Source organism: Pseudomonas marincola (assembly GCF_900682675.2).
Classification (GTDB): domain Bacteria; phylum Pseudomonadota; class Gammaproteobacteria; order Pseudomonadales; family Pseudomonadaceae; genus Aquipseudomonas; species Aquipseudomonas marincola.
In genome coordinates this window covers 2,678,182-2,694,821 of sequence record NZ_LR215729.2, presented here as the reverse complement: position 1 = coordinate 2,694,821, position 16,640 = coordinate 2,678,182, and the positions used below count along the sequence as shown (strand labels likewise).

General features: G+C 55.0%; 9 protein-coding genes, 2 tRNA genes and 1 rRNA gene. 5 read left to right on the top strand and 7 right to left on the bottom strand.

The window, feature by feature from the left end; genetic code table 11:
* Positions 1 to 58 precede the first annotated feature (58 nt).
* The 3 genes from PMYSY11_RS12430 to PMYSY11_RS12420 form a co-directional block, all read right to left on the bottom strand.
* Complete coding sequence (locus PMYSY11_RS12430) at positions 59 to 1,396, bottom strand: DUF1329 domain-containing protein (RefSeq protein WP_150549358.1); 1,338 nt, start codon at positions 1,394 to 1,396, stop codon at positions 59 to 61.
* Positions 1,397 to 1,413: 17 nt separating this feature from the next.
* On the bottom strand, positions 1,414 to 3,279 hold the full coding sequence (locus PMYSY11_RS12425) for a DUF1302 domain-containing protein (protein ID WP_150549357.1): 1,866 nt from the start codon (positions 3,277 to 3,279) through the stop codon (positions 1,414 to 1,416).
* Positions 3,280 to 3,690: 411 nt separating this feature from the next.
* Positions 3,691 to 4,791: an AraC family transcriptional regulator gene (locus PMYSY11_RS12420; protein WP_150549356.1), complete on the bottom strand. Its 1,101-nt coding sequence runs from the start codon at positions 4,789 to 4,791 to the stop codon at positions 3,691 to 3,693.
* 217 nt (positions 4,792 to 5,008) lie between these two features.
* Here PMYSY11_RS12420 and PMYSY11_RS12415 point away from each other — a divergent pair, with 217 nt between their 5' ends.
* Positions 5,009 to 7,336, top strand: coding sequence for a tetratricopeptide repeat protein (locus PMYSY11_RS12415; protein WP_150549355.1), 2,328 nt, complete (start codon positions 5,009 to 5,011; stop codon positions 7,334 to 7,336).
* Between the two features lie 329 nt (positions 7,337 to 7,665).
* The gene (locus PMYSY11_RS12410) at positions 7,666 to 7,815 is read left to right on the top strand and encodes a hypothetical protein (RefSeq protein ID WP_170860642.1); all 150 of its coding nucleotides are present in this window, start codon (positions 7,666 to 7,668) and stop codon (positions 7,813 to 7,815) included.
* A gap of 150 nt (positions 7,816 to 7,965) precedes the next feature.
* Here the strand turns inward: PMYSY11_RS12410 and PMYSY11_RS12405 are convergent, their stop codons facing one another.
* The 4 genes from PMYSY11_RS12405 to PMYSY11_RS12390 are packed head-to-tail and all read right to left on the bottom strand — an operon-like array spanning position 7,966 to position 13,675.
* The gene (locus PMYSY11_RS12405; RefSeq protein ID WP_150549354.1) at positions 7,966 to 10,062 is read right to left on the bottom strand and encodes a site-2 protease family protein; all 2,097 of its coding nucleotides are present in this window, start codon (positions 10,060 to 10,062) and stop codon (positions 7,966 to 7,968) included.
* Entirely contained in the window at positions 10,062 to 11,402 is a 1,341-nt protein-coding gene (locus PMYSY11_RS12400) for an efflux RND transporter periplasmic adaptor subunit (protein ID WP_150549353.1), read from the bottom strand. The genes PMYSY11_RS12405 and PMYSY11_RS12400 overlap by 1 nt, the downstream gene beginning before the upstream one ends.
* The gene (locus PMYSY11_RS12395; protein WP_090515859.1) at positions 11,395 to 12,162 is read right to left on the bottom strand and encodes an efflux RND transporter periplasmic adaptor subunit; all 768 of its coding nucleotides are present in this window, start codon (positions 12,160 to 12,162) and stop codon (positions 11,395 to 11,397) included. Before PMYSY11_RS12395 ends, PMYSY11_RS12400 begins: the two co-directional genes overlap by 8 nt.
* Positions 12,143 to 13,675: a TolC family protein gene (locus tag PMYSY11_RS12390; protein WP_150549352.1), complete on the bottom strand. Its 1,533-nt coding sequence runs from the start codon at positions 13,673 to 13,675 to the stop codon at positions 12,143 to 12,145. The genes PMYSY11_RS12395 and PMYSY11_RS12390 overlap by 20 nt, the downstream gene beginning before the upstream one ends.
* Before the next feature lie 916 nt (positions 13,676 to 14,591).
* Here PMYSY11_RS12390 and PMYSY11_RS12385 point away from each other — a divergent pair.
* The 3 genes from PMYSY11_RS12385 (at position 14,592) to PMYSY11_RS12375 (ending at position 16,545) form a co-directional block, all read left to right on the top strand.
* A 16S ribosomal RNA gene (locus PMYSY11_RS12385) occupies positions 14,592 to 16,134 on the top strand.
* 168 nt (positions 16,135 to 16,302) lie between these two features.
* Positions 16,303 to 16,379, top strand: a tRNA-Ile gene (locus tag PMYSY11_RS12380).
* Positions 16,380 to 16,469: 90 nt separating this feature from the next.
* Positions 16,470 to 16,545 (top strand) — tRNA-Ala (locus tag PMYSY11_RS12375).
* Positions 16,546 to 16,640 lie beyond the last annotated feature (95 nt).

The following is a 16,640-nucleotide window of genomic DNA, read 5'->3' as shown; positions in this document are numbered from 1 at the left end:
ACTGAAAATGGGGGTGGCAGACGGTCGCCTGCCACCCCAAACCATTGAGCTGTTTTGCTTAGCGGCCGCTGCGACGCAAGGCGGCGGTGCTGAAGTCCTTCAGCTTGGCCTTGATGCCGAACTTGGAGATCTTCTCTTCGTTTTCCAGGCCATAAACGATGTAGCGACGTGCTTGCAGGTCATAGGCAAGGTCACTGATGGCGATGCTTGAATTGACGTCGTAACGCTGCACAGTGTGAGCTTCCTGCATGCGCCACAGTTCGCCACGGCCGTCATACAGGTCTGTCGCCAGAATGCCCCAGCTGTCTTCGTCGATATAGAACACGCGCTTGGCGTAGATGTGTCGCTGACCCGGCTTGAGTGTGGCTTCAACGACCCAAACACGATGTTGCTCGTAGCGGAGCAGGTCCTGATTGAGGTGGTTGGGCTTGATGATGTCGTCATACTTGAGCGTGCGATCAGCAAGCTTGTAGGTGTTGTACGGCACCAACATTTCTTTTTTGCCGACCAGCTTCCAGTCGTACTTGTCCAACGCACCGTTGTACATGTCTACAGAATCGTTGGTGCGCAAGCCGTCCGACGTGTTAACAGGCGAGTCATATGAGACTTCTGGCGCGCGCAATACGCGGCGCTGGCCTGGATTGTACTGCCAGGCCAGGCGGGTTTCTTTGGTCTGGTCGATGGGCTCATGGACCAGCGTCTGCAAGCCGGCAACACTTTCGGGTGAAGTGACTTTGCTGAGGTAGTAGAGCAGGCGGTTTTCTTCAGGGTTACCCAGGGACGATGCCATGACGATACTGACCGAGCGGCGTACCGGCGTGAAGTTGCCGTTGGCCTGGACCACCATCTCAGTCGGATGATAGCTGTAGCCGCCCGCGCGATAGCGCACGAGGTGGTTGAAGATGACCTCTTCAGCTTGTTTCGGCTCTGGGAATGGAACCGACGCTTGCTGGTAATTGACCATGCCGTTACCGCCGTCGGCCAACTTTACGGTGCCTGCTGTCTTGAGAATCTCATCGTATTCGGCTTGCGGCAGTGCAGCAGTGCGATGGCTTGGGTAAACCAGCATTTTGAAATCGGGATACTTGGCGAGCATTGCCTTGTAACCAGCGGATAGCAGGTCCGAATACTTGGCCATATTGGCAGCGGTTACGGTGTCGAGAGGCTTTTCATCGGCAAACGGGTCGATGTAACCCGAAGTGGCGGTGTAGCCTGCCGGAGGCGTTGACAATCCGCCGTCCCAGGCCGGAATCGTGCCGCTGGCATTGCCGGCTTTTTCAGCGCCAACCGGCGTTAAGTCCTTGCCCAGGCGAGCGCCGTCTTGTGCAAGCGCGCCGGTACTTACCAGGCTCAATGCTGCGCCGACAACGGCCGCAGATAGTAAATCCATTTTCATTATTGCTACTCCTTAGCTTAGAAACCCATGCGCACGCTGAACGCGACAAAATCAGAATCAGTCGGTGCGAAAGGGGTGTTGCCAGTGCTTGCCCACGCCAGTTCTGCAGAGTAATCCTGCATATATTCAGCTTTTACACCCAGTGCCCCGAGCAGGCGGTCTTCAACAAAGTTGCTGTCGTAAGACCAGCCTTGAACGTCTTGGCCAAAGGCCACATACGGTGAAACGTTGACCCCTGCAAAAAGGCCTTGGTAGTTCAATTGTGCGCGCAGACGGTAGCCCCACGAGAAGTCGGTGGTATAGCCATCTTTCGAACAGGCATATTTTTTGTACTTTGCAGTTGGCACACCCACGGCGCAGCCTTTTGCACTGCCAGAAGCCAAGTCGCTGCCGTACAGATCGCGCTTGTTGTAACGGCGCTCAGAGAGGCTGGGCAGGTCGTGCATATACTTCATGCCCACTTCACCTACCATCGCGAGGTTGTCGGCGCCGATGATTTGCGGGATGGATTTGATAAAGCCTATCGACGCTTGAGAGACTTCCAGCCGATCGTAGCCGTTGTATTTACTCCCGGGCGCTGCATTGATCGCATCCTGGCCGAGGGTCAGATCATTGCCGATCAATGCACCCAAGCCTGCCGGGTTTCCGGCAAATGCTGGAATCAGGTCAGCCGTTGCGAGTTGCACGGGCTGGTTCGGTCGATAGCTGTATTCACCGAATACTGAGGTGCCGAATACGTTGGTCGAAAAGCTAAGACCAAAGATGCGGATATCTTCCGGGAAATCTGCAAGGTAACTGAGATTCTTGTCCTGCTGGCCAGGGCGCCATCCAGCACCTGTCGGGCCATATTTATCGGTCATGACGCTCGCGTAGGGGGTACGCGAGTGAATATTCATCGCATAAGCGCCGAACTCGGTGCCAATGTCGTCAGCGAAGTAGCGGAACGCCACACCAAACTGGCCTGAGTCATCAGGCTCATTGTCGCCTGCGCGCTGAATATACAGATCGTTGGCGTACGTCTCATAGTCATTCGCGCCACCACGTGGCACGCCGTAGCAGCCATCGGTAATGAAGTCGTTGTTCGAGAAATAGGTGCCGCAACCCTCAAGCACAGTTTGTCGCCACTCCAGTTGATAGAAGGCTTCCATGCTCAGGTTGTCGGTGACATCGAAATTGCCGTACAGCAACGGCACCGGTAATAGCGCTTCCTTGAGCTGCGATCCGGGGCGGCGCAGGGCGGCTACGTCAATCGGGTTGATTGAGTTGATGCTGTTCTGGAAAAACAGGCCCTCTCCCCAGGTGACTACCTGATTACCGAGACGGATATGCAAGGGGTGCTCCGCAATCTCGAAGTCTCCATACACATAGGCATCGAGCAGTTCGAGCCCCTGAAATTTGGCCAGTTCGTCGAAGTGGCTGTCATCCAGTTTGCTGTTGGCTGAGTAGCCATTGGAGGAGTGACCGAAGTCCACGTTCTTGTTGTCCAGCGTGTAGTCGTACCACGCTTTACCGCGCAGGAACGCGCCGTAGTTCTTGTAGCTGAACTCTGCTTCACCGAGCAAGGTAATGGGGGATGAAACCAGGCCGCGTTTGCGAAAGTTTAAACGACCGTCATCGTTATTGCGCCCACCAGATGGGTTCCAGCCATTGCCAGCGCCGGCTGCGGTAGCGTTGCCCTGATAGGCCCAGTTCTTGTTGCGGTCCTCGGCGTTCCAGATACCGCCAACGTTGATGCTGCCGTTGGCGCGTCCGCTTACTTCTCCCCATTGGAACTCGCTGGCTTGCGCTTGCAGGGAAATGGCGCAGGCGAGAGGTGAAATTAATAAGGCTGCACGTGCCAGCCATTGTGAACTCTGTTTATTCGCGTATCGAAGTGCTGACATAAGCAACACCCTCCTAGTTATTGTTGTCGGGGTGTATAGATCTGTGCGTGGTCTTGAACTGTTTTGTTGAATTGGGGACAAGCTCCCCAGTAGTGCGGCCGGGACAGTATTGGTGTGTGTTTGTTTAATTACTTGATAATTTACGCCATCAGCTTGACTAGTTACGCCAAACGTTTTTTGGGGAAATTGCCAGATACGGCTCTGGAATGCGGATATACCGCGGGCTCAGAAAGGAGTTAAAGCTTTTTAGAGGCTGGATATTGTTGCATCAAAAGATTTCATTGTTGCAGCTGTGTGGCCTGAGTTTGGGCCGCGCACGAATGGCCCTGTGCCAGGTTGCGACTCCAGTTGCAGGCACGCCACCAGGCTCCCGGATGAGGCAAATTGAAGGGATTGGCGCGTGGGGAATCGCTACCGGGTTCGCGCAGGCGGTGTCGCGATTGCAGGTTTAGACGCGATTGGCCAGCGCTCAGTTGTGGGTTTGCGGATGCGCACGCGAGGGCGCTTGGACGCATCGGTATTCTGGCGTTTCCATTCGCGCGGGCTCTGGCCGAACCAACGTTGAAAAGCCCTTGAAAATGCGCTCAGGTCTGAGTAGCCGAGCAGGTTCGCAAGCTGCGTCAGGTTCACTGTGGCGTCACGCAGGTAACGCTCGGCCATGCTTTGGCGGGTCTCATCCAGCAACGTTTGGAATGAGGTGCCCTCGTCAGACAAGTAGCGTTGCAAGGTTCGCGTGCTGAGCATCATGTAGTCAGCAATTTGCTCAATAGTCACCCGGCCGCCGGGGAGCAGGCTGCGCAATAGTTGGCGCACATAGCTGGGCAATTCTTTTATGGACATCTGATCGAGGTGGGCCAGATGTTGCTGCATCAGTCTATGCAGGGCTTCATCCGCGCTGCTCAATGGTATCTGCAGCAAACTCTGATCGAAGACCCAAGCGTTGTGCACGCTGTTGAATTGCGGCGAAGTGCCGAGTAAGCGCCGGTAGGCCTGCATGTCACTGGCTGGCGCGTGTTGCATCATCGCGCCGATCGGTTGCCAGCGATTGCCGATCAGGGTGCGCATCAACTCGGCACCCACTCCAAGGGCCAATTCAACGGCGTGGCGCAAGCCGTGGAAACTGTGTTCTTCAATGCTGTAGATAAGCAGAACGCGCGAGCCCTGGACTTCAAGCTTAACTTCAGCCGCGGCCGAATGCAGATGAAAGTACAGACCCAGTTCCTGTAGTGCTTCGCCAACATTGTTGGCGTTGCGCAGCAGATAGAGAATAGGGCCGAAAACACTGACGCCCTGAAACAGGCCGTACTGCAAGCCAAACAACGTGTTGCCGCTCCTCTGTGAGCTTATATCCAGCAGTTTGGCAAACTTGCGATAGGAGATCAGGCTTTCTGGCTGCTCAAGTACATCAGCGGGCAAGCCAACCTCTTTGAGCAACTCGGCCGGGTTGAGTTTTTGGCTGATAGCAAATTCACGATAGCCTGATAGTGTGGATGCACGGGCAAAGTCGGTCATGGCGGGACTCGAATAGCAGAGGCGTGTTACAGGCTCAGGGCTGGGTGGCGTAGTTTGACGAGTGTTTGGCGTATTATGCCAAATGCAGCTCGCTTTGATAGCTCAAATAGGGCTGGTTTTGTATTTAGTCCCCAGCTAATAATTGTGGTTTTAAATGGCACGGCAGGGACTGCCTACCTGTGTCCAGCAGTCACGCAAAAATTTTAAGGATGCCGAGATGTTTTCTGCTCGATTGATATCACTGAGTTGGGCGCTGTGTGCATTATTCACGCAAGCCATTCATGCTGAGCCCGGCAAGGCGCCGGGGCTTGCCGAGCACTCCGAGGGATATGCCAGCGCCCAAACGTGTACTGCCTGCCATGTGGAAGAGACCAAGGCCTGGAAAGACTCCGATCACGCGTGGGCCATGCGCTTGGCGACACCGGAAAACGTGCTCGGTGATTTTGCCAATGCCGAGTTCACTGACGGCAAGGTCAACGCGCGTTTTTTCAAGAAAGCAGACAAGTTTTTCGTCAACACTGAAGGGCCGGACGGTAAGCCGACTGACTTCGAGATCCGCTATACCTTCGGCTTCAGTCCGTTGCAGCAGTATCTGGTAGAAATGTCTCGCGGACGCCTGCAGAGCCTGACCATTGCCTGGGACAGTCGGCCAAAGGCTGAAGGCGGTCAGCGCTGGTTCTCGCTCTATCCCGGCCAACACTTCACCCCGGATGACCCGCTGCACTGGACCGGTCGTTATCAGAACTGGAACGCCATGTGCGCGGATTGCCACTCGACCAATCTCCTTAACAATTACGACGATAAAGCCGATGCTTTCGCGACCACCTGGAAAGAGCAGAATGTCGGTTGTCAGAGTTGCCATGGCCCCGCACAAGCTCACGTAGACTGGGCTGAGAAGGCTAAAGAAGAGGGTAAGCCGGCTGGCGAATACAGCGCTCTCAAAGACATTGGCTTGCAGGTCGATTATGCCAAGCTGGGCAGCCAGGGGCTGGTTGAGCAATGCGCAAGCTGCCACAGCCGCCGGCAAACACTCGGTATTGATGCGCACGTTGGCAAGCCGCTGCTCGACAGTGCTGTGCCTTCTACATTGCGTGAAAACCTCTACCACGCCGACGGGCAGATTCAGGGCGAGGTGTATGTCTATGGGTCATTCACCCAAAGCAAAATGTACAACGCGGGTGTTACCTGCACCGATTGCCATAACCCGCATACCAACAAAGTAAAAATCGAAGGCAATGGCCTTTGCATGCAGTGCCATACCGAAACGCCACCCAAGCGCTTCCCTTCATTGCAGGCCAAAAATTACGACACGCCGGAGCATCATCACCACGAAGTCGGCTCAGCTGGTGCGCAGTGCGTAAATTGCCACATGCCTGAAGAAACCTACATGGTCATCGATCCGCGTCGCGATCACAGCATGCGCATTCCGCGTCCTGACCTCGCTGCACAAACAGCAAGCCCGGATGCCTGCACAACTTGCCATGAGGATCAGAAGCCCGAGTGGGCGAGCAAGGCAATTGAGGGCTGGTTTGGCAGCCCGGCGCGTCCTCCCCATTACGGCGAAGACTTCCATGCTGCGCGCACTGGACAACCTGGCTCCATGGAAAAGCTCGCAGCGATCATCACCGACCTGGGTAAGCCTGCCATTGTGCGTGCGACCGCTGCCGATGAGATTGCTGCATTCGGCGCTCCGGCTTTGCCGACTCTCGAGCAGGCGCTAAAAGACAAGAACCCGTTAGTGCGTAACTATGCCGTGTCTGCATTTACCACATTGCCGCCTGTTGAGCGGGTTAAGCGTTTGCTGCCCTTGCTCGATGATCCGCTGCAGTCAGTACGTGATGAGACCGTTCGGGCGTTAGCCGGCATACCGACTATTGCCTTGCCAGAAGCCAGCCGTGAGCCTTTCAAAGCGGCGCTGGCTGATTACGAGAAGCGCCTGCGCGGTAATGCCAGTTTGCCTGGCAACCGGCTTAACCTTGCGGTATTGCTGGAACGCGAAGGGCGTGACTTGGAAGCAATGGATGAGTATCGGGCAGCCCTTAAGCTCGACCCATACTTCACCCCGGCTCGGGTCAATCTGGTGACCCTGGCTAACAATTCGCTGCGCCCAGATGAGGCCGAGAAGTCTCTGCGTGATGGCTTGGCGCTGCCGGACAGCCCGGCGCCGGATCGTGGCAATCTGGCCTATATGCTGGCCCTGCTGCTGGTTGAGCACGGCAAGCCTGAAGAAGCGGTGAAATGGTTCGGTGAGGCGGCTCAAGGCCTGCCGGGGAATCCGCGAATTCGCTACAACCAAGGGCTGTTGTTACTCCAGCTGAAACGTGTAGATGAGGCCAAGGAGGCATTAGCGGCTGGCTTGGAGCAAGCCGGAGAAGACCCGGATCTGCTCTATGCAATGATTTATCTGCATGGTTCAACGGGCGATCGTAAAGGGGCCATTGGCTACTTGCAGCGACTGATGACGGTTGCTCCAGATGATCCGCGTATCGAACAGGCCAAGAGTCAATTGGGTGTTAAAGCCGTGCGGATGTCTGATTTACGCTAAACGCTACATTGCTGTAACCCAGCTCTGGCTCGACTCAGCCGGGGCTGGGGTATCCCTTCGAGCGCATTGTCCGATGCGCTCACTTGGCCATTGCCAGTGTGTCCCACGCACCTGATTTTTTCTGCCAGATAGCCAGTTAACGCCTATATTTAGACTGTTATCGGCGACCCGATTCTGATGAATGGCGCTTATTTTGGCGCCGTTTACCATTATTGTGGCGCTGTTTGTCAAATCGCTCGACTGTGTAATAGGCACACTATTTCCACAAACAAAAATAAATCCAGTCGCTGTTTGCGTGTGCAAGCTGACGACATGGCAGAGGAAATACAATGGCTCGTTATCTGCTCATTCTGCTGATTCCAGGTTTGGTGTTGGGCTTCAACTACGCCTCCAACACGTCATCCACAGAGCAATCTGCCGACAAGGTTGCCCGCAACGATGTACCCGCAGCATCGGTTGGCGATCTCTTCTCCAAGTAAGCCAAACCAAGTAGCCAAACCCAAGTAAGCCAGGTTGCCTAACCCAAGCAAGCTAGGTTGCAGTCAGGCACGCCGAACGGCTCAGCGGCCGCATTGGTTAGCAGCGCTAAGTGCCTGAAGCTATTGTTGTCAGAGCGTTGCGCAGTGGGTTTAAAAACCGCTTTCACGCACCAGTACTGCTAGCAAATGGGTGAGGGCATCGCCCAAGAGGCTGCGTTTGTCGCCTTTTATTTGCGCATCACCGAGTGTCTCCTGCAGCCCTTGCGGCGGTCTTTCCAGTGTTATCACCACATGAAAAACCGAACTCTTCGGTGCCAGATTTTGCTCGTTCTCAGCTGTTTCCAGTGGCCCGCCGTAACGCGAAGCCAGAACAGGGTGGGTGAGGTAGTTGGCTTTAGTGGTGCTGATCGAAACAACCTTGCCCTCAATTGCTTCGAATTGTCCCTTCGGATAGAAGCGAGCGCTATTGCCAGGGCTTAGTTTTGCCACCTGATCCTGCGCCACGTAAGCATCGACCTGCCAACTGGAGGGATCAATCAATACCCCGATCGCCTCTTTGCTGCCCAGCCATTGGCCTGGCCGCCAGTTGTCATCAATGTCGCGCCACTCGCCCTTGAATGGGGCCTGCAAGTTAAGCCGGGCGATCTCTGAGCGCGCCGATTTGGCTTGCTCATACTCCACCATCACCCGCTGTCGCGTTGCCATCTGCTCAGTCAAACCATCAAGCACTGCCTGCAAACCGATGAGGCGGTCTTGATAGCTGCGCATACTGCTTTCACTTTGTGCCAGTTTGGAGTTGATGTCGGGTTGCTCAAGTGTTGCCAGTGTCTCTCCGGCAGCGACCGGGCCTTTGGCATGGACGCCCGTCAGTCGCGCTGGGAAGGGCGAGTACACCGTGAGTTGTTGTTCAGCGCGGGCGACGCCTGGCGCATGGATCTGCCACGACCAAGGCAGGGCGAGCAGTATCAGCAGCCCCAAGAGCACCGCGAGCATCCAGCGGCGCCTGTCGCTGCGTATGCTTTGGCGATTCTTCCACCAGTAACTCATTTCGCGCCATATCGGCATAAAGATGAACCAGGCCAGTTCGACAATGAACAGCGCGATGCCAAGCACCTTGAAAAACAGTAGATAGACAGCAATTGCGATCCCCAGAAAAAGTGCTAGACGGTATATCCATGTGCCAAATGCGAACCAGATCAGCAAGCGCCTGCGTGAGGGGCTGAACGGCTCCGGCCAGTCTTCTTTGAACCCAAGAATAAAACGTCTTAGGAATACCCGCGCCTGTGCCGATGAGCGTTCGTGCAGGTTTGGAAAATCGAGCAAGTCGCACAGAATAAAGTAGCCATCGAAGCGCATGAACGGGCTGGCATTGAGTGCCAGCGAGAGCAGCCAGTTGGTCGTTGCCAGATACAGTAACGCGTTGCGCAATGCACCTGGCTCACATAACGCCCAGCCCAATGTTGCCAAGCCGGCAAGCGTTAGCTCGGTCATGATGCCGGCGCTTGAAATAGCCAGTCGCTGGCGCGGGTTGCGCAGCTTCCAGCTTTCGCCAGTGTCGGTGTAGAGCATTGGCCACATCACCACAAAGGCGATGCCCATATGCGCAACATTCAGACCCATGCGGGTTGCGACCAGGGCGTGCCCCAGCTCATGCAGGGTTTTACCGACTATCAAAGCGAGCGCAAAGCCAAGCGCGCCTTCCATTGAGAACGAATTGACCACGTCGTGGGTGAAGGTGTCCCACTGGTGCATGACCAGAACAATTCCGATCAGGCTCAAGACTATGATGCAAACGACGGCTGCCGGGGTGAACAGCCAATTCAGCTTTTGCGCCAGAGCGCGTAGCGCGTCTTGCGGATGAAGCAGCGGGATGCGGAAGAACAGGTAATGATGCAGCCACCATTTCCAGCTCAACCATGCATTGCCCTCGCTGCGCTTTTGCAGGCGTTCAACAGCAGCTGTCGTTGGGCGTAATAGTTGGTGCCCTTCAAGAAACTGACGAAATTCGAGGACTTGCTCCGGCTCGGGGTTTAGAGGTGTTTGTTCGGCGATTTCACTGCTGATCTGCCGGGCAGTTCCGCCCCAACGCAACAGGCATTCAAACTCGAGCCAGCCGATTTGATAAAACCGGTTGATCACGGTGTCTTGAATCACCCACGACGGCTCACCATTAATACTGGTCGCAGACTCGCTGAGTTTGAGATCGTCACGCAGCGCCGGTAAAGGCGCATCAAACGGGCTGTCCATTACCAACCGGTCCAGGCACGGAAGGCGGAAAGTGGTCGGCGCAGCAGGTAGTAGCCGAGCATCACATGGTCGCCATACAGCTTTGCGGTGCCGTGCAGGCCAAGACGTGTGTGCTCGCCTGCGCTCTCGATACTGGCGAGCAACCGGTAGGCAACCACGCCGTCTTCGCCGGGTTTGGCTTTATAGCTGGTTTCCAGAATGCTGCCGCGCAAGGGCTGCAGCGGGTAAGTCGTCAGGTACAAGGTGACTTCCGCGCCGGGCTCCAGGGCAATTGCATCGGCGACAGGCAGTTCGATCAGCATGGCTGGCTTGTCTGGATCGGCAACCTGAAGAATGCGTTCGCCGGTCGAGACCGGCTTACCGATCCAGTCATTCGGGTCGCTGTAAACGGCCACGCCGGGGCTAGGCGCGGTCACGACAGTGCGCTTGAGTTGCGACTCAACGGCTGTCAGCTCGGAGCGCCGCTGTTGCACGCGGGCATTGAGCAGGGTCAGCTCACTCTTGCTCTGCGGGTTATCAAAGGCGCGCTGGCTCGCGGCGATCAGTTCAGCCTCGGCCACCGCCACTTCCTTGTCGAGTACTTCGGCGCGGTTGCTGAGGGTGGTTTTATCCAGCGTAAACAATGTCATGCCAGCGCTGACCGTCTGGTTCGGGCGCACATCAATGCTGGCGATTACGCCATCAATCGGTGAGCTGATTATTTGCGTATTACGCGAAACGATCTCGGCAGGTGCCAATGCTGTTTGGCGAACCGGAATAAGCAGCAATGCCAGGATAATTGCGCTGGCGATCATCACCTGCATGCGGCTAGGACGCCAGCCTGCCAGGCGCTTGCTGCCGCTAAGCGCAGACCAGCAATATGCCCACGTTTGCCACAGTCCTTCGAGTAGCTCGCTGAGGGCGTCGGCCGGAGGCTGTGCAAGCAGGAAGAAAACCACGCCGAGCAAATTATTTGAAGGGTCTTTGAGTGGCACACAATAGATCCCTTCAGGCCACCACTCACTCCAGCCGGTAGCCACTTCTTCAGGTGGGGTCACGTTAGAGCGGGAAACCCACTGAGGCTTGTCGCCATCGATCTGTGTGAGCAGCCAGCGGCTCGCGCGCTCCAGCCAAATGAGGTAGGGCGAGTCTTCTGTCGGCTTGGCCAGACCCGACACGCACAGGAGTTCCAGCCCCGAACCTTTCTTGGCCATGACCAGCGCTTGGCGATAGTCGAGCAGGGGATATACATCGTTGGCCATCGAGAACGCCAGGGCATTCAATGTTGTGGCCGCCAATGCACGGTCACGCAGCGCCGTCAGGCTAAGTAAAACCTGAGAGGGAGGAAGACGTTCACTCATCGCGTGTTGGGATACGTGCAGTGCCGCTCATGCCGGCAATCAGATCGGGATATTCCTGATCGAGTCTGGCTTCGAGTTCGATGGTTTGTGCGACCGCATCGACCCGGGCATTGATTGCGCTGATGTGGGCCGGATAACGCTTGCCTGTTTCGTGAACATCCACTGTCAACGCCATGCCTTCCTTCAGAGAAGGCAGCAGGCTTGAGGGAACGTTGAGGCGAACCTTCAATGCACCATCACTGACCAGATCAAACAAGGGTGTGCCTGCACTCACGGTCTGATAAGACTTCACATAGACCTTGGCAATTCGCCCGCTGAAGGGTGCAACTACGGAGCAATAGCCACTCTGGGCTTTGGCCATAGACTCTGCGCCTTGGGCTTTTTGTACTTCTGTCGAGGCAATGGCCACTTCGAGATCGCCAACTGCATCAAGCTTGCGCAGGCTTTTCTTGGCATTCAGGTTTTGCCGCGCCATCGCCAGTTCAGCGCTCGCCACTTTGCTTCTGGCCTGCGCTTCAAGGCAGTTCAGGCTTGCGATGAGCTCACCCTTTTTGACTGTTTTGCCGAGCGATGCATTGAGCTCGCCGAGGGTGCCGTTCATTTGGCTGGATAGCGTAGTTTCCAGCTCGGAGCTGAGCAGGATACGGATGGCAGATGGGTTGTCCATGACCTCCGGCAGCTCGGCTGTCGCGGCGGGGCTGACCATTATTGCTGCCATCAGTACGGTTAACATCAGTGGACTACGGTTTCTGTGGAACATTGACACTTCCTTGTTGGGCAGCCAGTAGGTTGACTTGCTCCTGTTGTTTCAGCGTGCGCTCGATTTCGCTGGCGAGGGTTTTGACGTCATAGTCCTTGATCGTCTCCGGCATCATGTCCAGCCCGACAGAGTTATACAGGCGTCCCCAGGCAGCCTGAGTATTCGAATAAGCGGCCTCACGCTGGTAGCGCGAAAGCAGATAGCGTCCCTCGGCGCGAATGACTTCCAACTCCGAGCCGACAGAGCTGGTCTTGGCGGCGCGTGCGTATTGCAGCAAGCGCTCATCGACTTGCAGACTCTGTTGCGCGAAGTCCAGTTGTTCATGTGATAACTGATATCGCAGCGCGCCGACGCGAACTTGAGTCAGCACCGCCATAGACAGTGCAAGGCGGCGCATGTCATCCGTTTTGGTTTGTGATTCCTCTGCCGAGTTGAGAGCGGGTAATTGCAATAGGCGCATCAGGTTCATAGACACCTGAATGCCGGTTTGCGACCAGCTGTTGTTGTACAGGTAGTCGTTGGAGTCGTACTGATAGCTCCAGTTCACCCCGACATTTGGCCACAGTTGCGCTTTTGCAATTTTCAGGTCGTTCTCGTTAACCCGCTTGCGATACCACTCCTCATTAATCTCTGGCCGATTTTGCAGAGCCTTCTCTTCGAGCTGGGAAATATTGACGTTAAGGCCGGGCATTTCCGGTTCTGTCTGCTCAGCCAATTTGAGTGTCGAGCCAGGCGGGAGTGAGATCAAAGCGGCGAGTTCCGCCTGGGCAAATTCGAGGTCCTGGCGACGGATGCTCAGCAGATCAATGGAGTCGAGCAGGGCGCGCTGATAGGCTAGTGCTTCCTGGCGCGGCAGCAGACCCTTGGACTCTGCCGAGCGCGCGGCCGCTAGCGCATTCTGTGTGCGTTCGAGCAGGCCATTCACTTCTGGCAACAGGCGCTGGGCGCCGAGTGCACGCCAATACGCATTGCGCACGTCCTGCAAAACATTCTGCGCGACTTTGCGGCGACGTTCTTCGGCCATCAGCACCTGATCGGTCTTTTGCTGGGTGCGATAGTAGGCCATGCCGAAATCGAGCAGGCTCCAACTGAGCCCGAGGCTGTCGATGGTGCGATAACGTTCTTCTGACGTCGACGCGCGCAAGCTCTCTTCTCTATCCTCAATACCAATCGAGGTACCACCGGAATCATTATTGCGCCCTGCGTAACCTGCGGATGCAACAAGGCGGGGGAGCATCTCGTGGCTGCTGACGTCACGCAGGTCTGCGGCCAGGGCGGACTCCATCAATTTAAGACGGTAATCCAGGTTGTATTTCAGTGCGCGCGCCACTGCTTCATAAAAGCTGATGGGGTGAGTCACTGCTTGCTGGCCTTCGTACATCTTGGCCTGGTCTTCGAGAATGCGTTTTTGCTGGTCATCAGCCGAGTAGGGCTGTGGCTCCATTGAGTTGCATGCGCTGAGAACGGCTGCGGCAACGGCTAGACTCAAATACCTGTATGAGTGCTTTAGCATAGCGGTCCTTGCTTATATACAGTGGTTTGTTGTTTTACAGCCGCGAACAGTTGCTCAATGGCTGTTGTCATGTTTCCAAGAGCGAAGTCTGAACGTGAGCTATTACCCTGGTTTGGCTGTGCCAGCGCAGGGCGACGGCACAGGCTGCTATACGCAGGTGCTGTATGTGACGACCAAATCTGTCGCAGTGAACCAAGCAGAGAAATATAGATAGTCACTAGCGCGCCCCCCGGCGACTTAAACAGTTATAGCAACCGACTGCTCAATTGTCCTGTAAGCGTAGTCCAGTGTTTGCAGAGCGTCATCTAATGACAGCAGGTTTAAATTCAACCGCTTGGACATAAAACTGAAATTAGCAGTTGACGGCAAAACTGAGGTGCCTATAATGCCCACCTCTTCCGGCGTCGACCTCTCGGAAAACTTCTTTAAAAACAAGAAGTTAGATTAAAAAGAGGGGTTGCATAACAGCGAAAGCTGTGTAGAATGCGCCGGGCTCTGAAGGGTGGTTTGAAAGCCTTTCGGAGGGATCGCCGCGGTGATCGAAAGCGGTAGAAAACGAGGTGTTGACAGCGAGTTTGAACGCTGTAGAATGCGCCTCCCGCTGACGAGAAGCTGGTTTGATCGGAGGCGCAAGTGGTTGAGTAGATTGAAGAAATTCTTCGAAAAACAGCTTGACAGAACATGAGGCTGCTGTAGAATGCGCGCCTCGGTTGAGACGAAAGACTTAACCAACCGCTCTTTAACAACTGAATCAAGCAATTCGTGTGGGTGCTTGTGAGGTAAGACTGATAGTCAACAGATTATCAGCATCACAAAGCAACACTCGTTAATTCGAGAGTTACCTTACATTAATTTGTAAGTTTTGCGATTGCTGAGCCAAGTTTATAAGGTTTTCTCAAAACCTAATTGCAGTATTGAACTGAAGAGTTTGATCATGGCTCAGATTGAACGCTGGCGGCAGGCCTAACACATGCAAGTCGAGCGGTAACAGAGAGTAGCTTGCTACTTTGCTGACGAGCGGCGGACGGGTGAGTAATGCCTAGGAATCTGCCTAGTAGTGGGGGATAACGTTCGGAAACGAACGCTAATACCGCATACGTCCTACGGGAGAAAGTGGGGGACCTTCGGGCCTCACGCTATTAGATGAGCCTAGGTCGGATTAGCTAGTTGGTGAGGTAATGGCTCACCAAGGCGACGATCCGTAACTGGTCTGAGAGGATGATCAGTCACACTGGAACTGAGACACGGTCCAGACTCCTACGGGAGGCAGCAGTGGGGAATATTGGACAATGGGCGAAAGCCTGATCCAGCCATGCCGCGTGTGTGAAGAAGGTCTTCGGATTGTAAAGCACTTTAAGTTGGGAGGAAGGGCAGTAAATTAATACTTTGCTGTTTTGACGTTACCGACAGAATAAGCACCGGCTAACTCTGTGCCAGCAGCCGCGGTAATACAGAGGGTGCAAGCGTTAATCGGAATTACTGGGCGTAAAGCGCGCGTAGGCGGTTTGTTAAGTTGGATGTGAAAGCCCCGGGCTCAACCTGGGAACTGCATCCAAAACTGGCAAGCTAGAGTACAGTAGAGGGTGGTGGAATTTCCTGTGTAGCGGTGAAATGCGTAGATATAGGAAGGAACACCAGTGGCGAAGGCGACCACCTGGACTGATACTGACGCTGAGGTGCGAAAGCGTGGGGAGCAAACAGGATTAGATACCCTGGTAGTCCACGCCGTAAACGATGTCAACTAGCCGTTGGATTCCTTGAGAATTTAGTGGCGCAGCTAACGCATTAAGTTGACCGCCTGGGGAGTACGGCCGCAAGGTTAAAACTCAAATGAATTGACGGGGGCCCGCACAAGCGGTGGAGCATGTGGTTTAATTCGAAGCAACGCGAAGAACCTTACCTGGCCTTGACATGCTGAGAACTTTCCAGAGATGGATTGGTGCCTTCGGGAACTCAGACACAGGTGCTGCATGGCTGTCGTCAGCTCGTGTCGTGAGATGTTGGGTTAAGTCCCGTAACGAGCGCAACCCTTGTCCTTAGTTACCAGCACGTTATGGTGGGAACTCTAAGGAGACTGCCGGTGACAAACCGGAGGAAGGTGGGGATGACGTCAAGTCATCATGGCCCTTACGGCCAGGGCTACACACGTGCTACAATGGTCGGTACAAAGGGTTGCCAAGCCGCGAGGTGGAGCTAATCCCATAAAACCGATCGTAGTCCGGATCGCAGTCTGCAACTCGACTGCGTGAAGTCGGAATCGCTAGTAATCGTGAATCAGAATGTCACGGTGAATACGTTCCCGGGCCTTGTACACACCGCCCGTCACACCATGGGAGTGGGTTGCACCAGAAGTAGCTAGTCTAACCGCAAGGGGGACGGTTACCACGGTGTGATTCATGACTGGGGTGAAGTCGTAACAAGGTAGCCGTAGGGGAACCTGCGGCTGGATCACCTCCTTAATCGACGACATCAGCTTCCTTATAAGCTCCCACACGAATTGCTTGATTCATTGAAGAAGACGATTAGGTGAAAAGCCTCATGTCGATGAGTGCTCAGTTGGTTAGAGCGCGCCCCATGCTTTGTAGGTAAAGAGCAGGGTGAGGTCGGCTTGCAGCAACCCAGATTCTGGGTCTGTAGCTCAGTTGGTTAGAGCGCACCCCTGATAAGGGTGAGGTCGGCAGTTCGAATCTGCCCAGACCCACCAATTTTATCCAGCACAGCGTTACTTGGTTACTTGTGTAGTTGTACTACACGGCGCAACTAAGTGCCTTGTTCTGAATAAAATCCGTATCATGGGGCCATAGCTCAGCTGGGAGAGCGCCTGCCTTGCACGCAGGAGGTCAGCGGTTCGATCCCGCTTGGCTCCACCATTATGTAATTGCTTGATCCGCGTCTCGTTAGTGTTCAGAAATGAGCATTCCTACATTAAGTAGCTGAATGTTGATTTCTGGTCTTTGACTAGAAA